Raw genomic sequence first — 4,064 nt, 5'->3', positions numbered from 1 at the left:
AATGCCCCCATTCTACGGATTTGGACTGAAGGGCTGCTTGCGCGGAAAATCGGCACGCCCCCCTCCACGAGTTGCCACCATGACGTATCGCCCTGCCCTCGCCCTGTCCCTGCTGCTTGCCGCAAGCCTGCCGCTGCATGCACAGCAGACCAACACGCTGCGCCAGCAAATGGGAGCGACGGCCTACCAGCGCGCCGGGCTGGACAAGCTCAACGCCGGCGAACGGGACTATCTCGCCACCTGGCTGTCCACGCACGCCAGCGAACTCGCCGCCGCAGTGCCGGCGTCGGCCGCTCCCACTGCCACCGCAGCCACGCATGCCGCCCCCGCGCACGCCACGGTGGAAAGCCACATCGCCGGCCATTTCAACGGCTGGCAACCCGGCGCCGTACTGGTGCTGGCCAACGGCCAGCGCTGGCGCGTGGCGGACGACAGTTCGCTCAACACCGGAAGGACGCTCGATGCACCGGCAGTCACCATCAAGCCCGGCCTGCTCGGTGGCTGGCTGCTGAAGGTGAAGGGCTACAACACCAGTGCGCGGGTGCAGCCGGCGAATTGAGTGGCGAGGTTTACTCCCTCTCCCCTCCGGGGAGAGGGCTGGGGTGAGGGGCCAACCTCGCGAAGTGATGGAAGAAGCGAGCACGCTTCGCATGAGCTTTTTCGCGAGCACCCACCCCTCATCCCAACCTTCTCCCCAGCGGGGAGAAGGAGCAAACGTGCCCAGCGGGTTCGTAATCTGACTGGTAGCTGGACAACGGATGGAGAGGCTTCGGCTAGGCTGGTTTTATTGAAGCGCTGGCTTTTGCCAGACGCTTCGCGGACACCGGCTCGGCGGTCTTCAGTTCCTGCGCGAACAGCGACACGCGCCATTCCTCGATCAGCCAGCGCAGCTCGGCGAGATCCTGCACAGCGATACCGGTGGCGCGATGCTGCAGGTACTCGCGCCAGTACGGCATGACCTGCAGCATGCGCTGCTGATCCTTCGCCGGGTCCTGCCGCAGGCGCTCGGCGCGCAGCCGCATCGCTTTCAGGTAACGCGGGAAATGCGCCAGCCGCTGCGCTGGCAGCTCGCGCAGGAAACCGGGCGTGAGCAAGGCGTCGAACTGCTCGTGCAGGTCGTCGTAACTGGCCCGGGCAAAGCCCAGCAGCGGCGGCTGCAGCCACGGCTTCAACTCCGCCTGGGCCTCGATGATCGGCTCGGCCAGGGTCAGGCGTTCGACAGCGGCAGCGAACAGTTCGCGCACACACTGCGCACGCAGCGCCTCGAACGCGCCGGCCGTGCGCACGTCCAGATCGTGCCGTGCGAACAGATCGCCGAGGCCGCCTTCGAGCAGATCCTCACGCAAGCCCTCCACGCCGCCCAGCGGCGCATATTTCAGCGCCAGCGCATGGCCGATCGGCAAGCGCCGCCGCGCCTGTTTCGCCTCGCCGGCCAGCGCATTGCGCAGCAGCCGCAACACGCCTTGCCGATGCGCCGCCAGTGCATCGTCCTGGCGTTCGAACACGCGCAGCGCCACCGTCTCGCCCAGATCGACCAGCGCCGGGAACGCCAGCAGGCCGCCGTCGGCACGCACCCGGGACGGGATCTCCTCGAAGTCCCAGCGGGTCACAGCCTCGCGGCTCAGCTCGATGTCGGTCTTGCGCGAAAATGCTGCGCGCGCCTGGCCCTGCCACTGCGCGCGCAGCGTGGCCAGATCGCGACCGCTGGCCAGGCTGCCGCCTCGGCCCTGCGCATCGTCGACATCATGCAGGCGATAGCGCATCAGGAAGTGCGCGGGCAACACGACCGCCGCGAATTCGCCCGCGCCGATGTCCACGCCGGTGGTTCGCTTGAGAAACACAGCCAAGGCCCTGGCCAGCGGTTCGTCGCGCGGCGCTTCGGCCTCGACGAAGGCCCGCGCGAAATCCGGAGCAGGCACGAAGTTGCGGCGCAGCGACTTCGGCAGGCCGCGAATCAGTTCGGCCACCTTGTCGCCCAGCAGGCCGGGCACCAGCCATTCGCACCGCGCCGCCGGCAGTGCGTTCAACATCGCCAGCGGCAGATGCAGGGTCACCCCGTCGGCCTCGTCGCCGGGTACGAAACGGTATTCCAGCCGGTAGCGTTGTCCTTCCATTTCCAGCACCGCCGGGAAGGCCCTTGCATCGAGTGCGGCGCCGCCGGCCAGCACGTCGTCCAGCGACCAGCGCAATGCCGCCTGCTCGGCCGGACGCGCCTTGCGATACCACGCATCCAGCGCGCGGCTGCTGGCGATCTCTACGGGCAGCTTGCCTTCGAAGAACGCCACCAGCTCGTCCTCGTGGCGAATCAACCCCTCGCGCCGCTGCTTCGCCTCGAGGTCGGCCGCGTCCTGCAACACGCGCCGGTTGGCGCGCACGAAATCGGCGGCCGCTCCTGCGCGTCCTGCGCTCGCGTCACTTGACCTTCCATGGTCGGCGCGCACATCGATGTCGCCGCGGGTCAGCGCCTCGCGCAGGAAGATCGCATGCGCCAGTGCCGGATCCTGCGCCTGGAACGTCACCGGCCGCTTCTCTACCAGCACCAGGCCGAACAGGCTCACCTGCTCGTGCGCCACCACCGCGCCGCGCTTCTTCGACCAGTGCGCATCGCGGCAACTCGTGCGCAGCAGATGCGCCGCCTGCTGCTCGATCCACAGCGGCTCGACCCGCGCATTCATCATGCCCCACACGCGTCCGCCGACATCCAGGATCTGCGCCGAGAAGATCCAGTTCGGCGGTGCCTTGGACAACGCCGAACCGGGGAACACCTGGAACTTGCGCTCGCGCGTGCCGAGGTAGACCCCCTTCTCGTCCTTGCGCCCGACCTGGGTCGGCAGGCCGGCCAACAAACAGCGATGGATCGCCTCAAAAAAACGCCCTGCGTCTTTTTCATCGATAACCCGCTCTTCGCGTTCGCCTCCTCTCCCCTGCGGGGAGAGGATTGAGCTGAGGGGCGGGTGCTCGCGCGAAACTCTCCCGCCCCTGCTCTTTCGCGCCGCCACTACGCCTGCGCCAGCGCCTGAAGTCTGGCGTAGAGCCGCCCCCTCACCCCAGCCCTCTCCCCAAGCGGGAGAGGGAGAGAAATGCCAGCCCAGCTCCTGCACCACCAGCAGCAGCTGCCGGTGCAGCTCGCGCCATTCGCGCAGGCGCACAAAGCTGAGGAAATGCCGCGAGCACCAGTCGCGCAGTTTCGACTGGGTGAGTTCCTCGTGCGCCTCGTGATAGGCGCGCCACAGGTTCAGCACGCCAACGAAATCGGAATTCGGGTCGGCGAACAGGGCGTGCGCCGCATCGGCCTGCTGCCGCGCATCGGCGGGGCGCTCGCGCGGATCCTGCACGCTCAAGAAACTGACGATGGTCAGCAGTTCTCGCAGGCAGTGCAACTTTTCGCCCTCGACCAGCATGCGTGCCAGCTGCACGTCGATCGGCAGCCGTGCCAGGGTGCGGCCGATCGGCGTGAGCTTGCGCGCCTCGTCGATCGCCGAGATCTCGGCCAGGCGCCGGTAGCCGTCCGCCACTACGCGCGGATCGGGCACCTCCAGAAACGGGAACTCCTCCACCTCGCCCAGCTGCAACGCCAGCATGCGCAGGATCACGTTGGCCAGTGACGAGCGCAGCAGTTCCGGATCGCCATACGCGGCGCGCGCGGCAAAATCGGCCTCGTCGTACAGGCGATAGCAGATGCCCGGGCCGACCCGGCCGCAGCGGCCCTTGCGCTGGTCGGCGGCGGCCTGTGCCACCGGCTCCACGTGCAGCCGTTCGAGCTGGCTGCGCTGGCTGTAGCGCTTCACCCGCGCGGTGCCGGTGTCGATCACGTAGCGGATGCGCGGCACGGTCAGCGAGGTCTCGGCCACGTTGGTCGCCAGCACCACGCGGCGCTTCGGGCCGGGCTTGAACACGCGGTCCTGGTCGCCCGCGGAAAGCCTCGCATACAGCGGCATGATCTCGGTCTCGCGATACTGCCGGCGCGACAGCAGCAGATGCGCGTCGCGGATCTCGCGCTCGCCGGGCAGGAACACCAGCACGTCGCCGCGCGGATCCTCGTGGCTGATCTCGTCCAGCACCGC

2 protein-coding genes are annotated in these 4,064 nt (G+C 68.2%); one reads left to right on the top strand and one right to left on the bottom strand.

The features are described 5' to 3' along the window. Positions 1–79: 79 nt before the first annotated feature. Positions 80–559 (top strand): hypothetical protein, encoded by a 480-nt coding sequence (locus tag EPN31_RS16410; protein WP_008210488.1) that lies wholly within the window; start codon positions 80–82, stop codon positions 557–559. Between the two features lie 214 nt (positions 560–773). Here EPN31_RS16410 and EPN31_RS16405 read toward each other — a convergent pair. Further along, a partial coding sequence (locus tag EPN31_RS16405) for a DUF3418 domain-containing protein (RefSeq protein ID WP_291775824.1) occupies positions 774–4,064 on the bottom strand: 3,291 nt, incomplete at its 5' end.

Origin of the sequence: Castellaniella sp., from assembly GCF_004321985.1 — a bacterium.
Taxonomy (GTDB): Bacteria; Pseudomonadota; Gammaproteobacteria; order Burkholderiales; family Burkholderiaceae_B; genus Castellaniella.
The sequence above is the reverse complement of the archived record's forward strand: the minus strand, read 5'-3'. Positions and strand labels throughout refer to the sequence as shown.

Coding starts and splice junctions, on each gene's coding strand:
- EPN31_RS16410 (WP_008210488.1), top strand. CDS start 80: ATGACGTATCGCCCTGCCCTCGCCCTGTCCCTGCTGCTTGCCGCAAGC.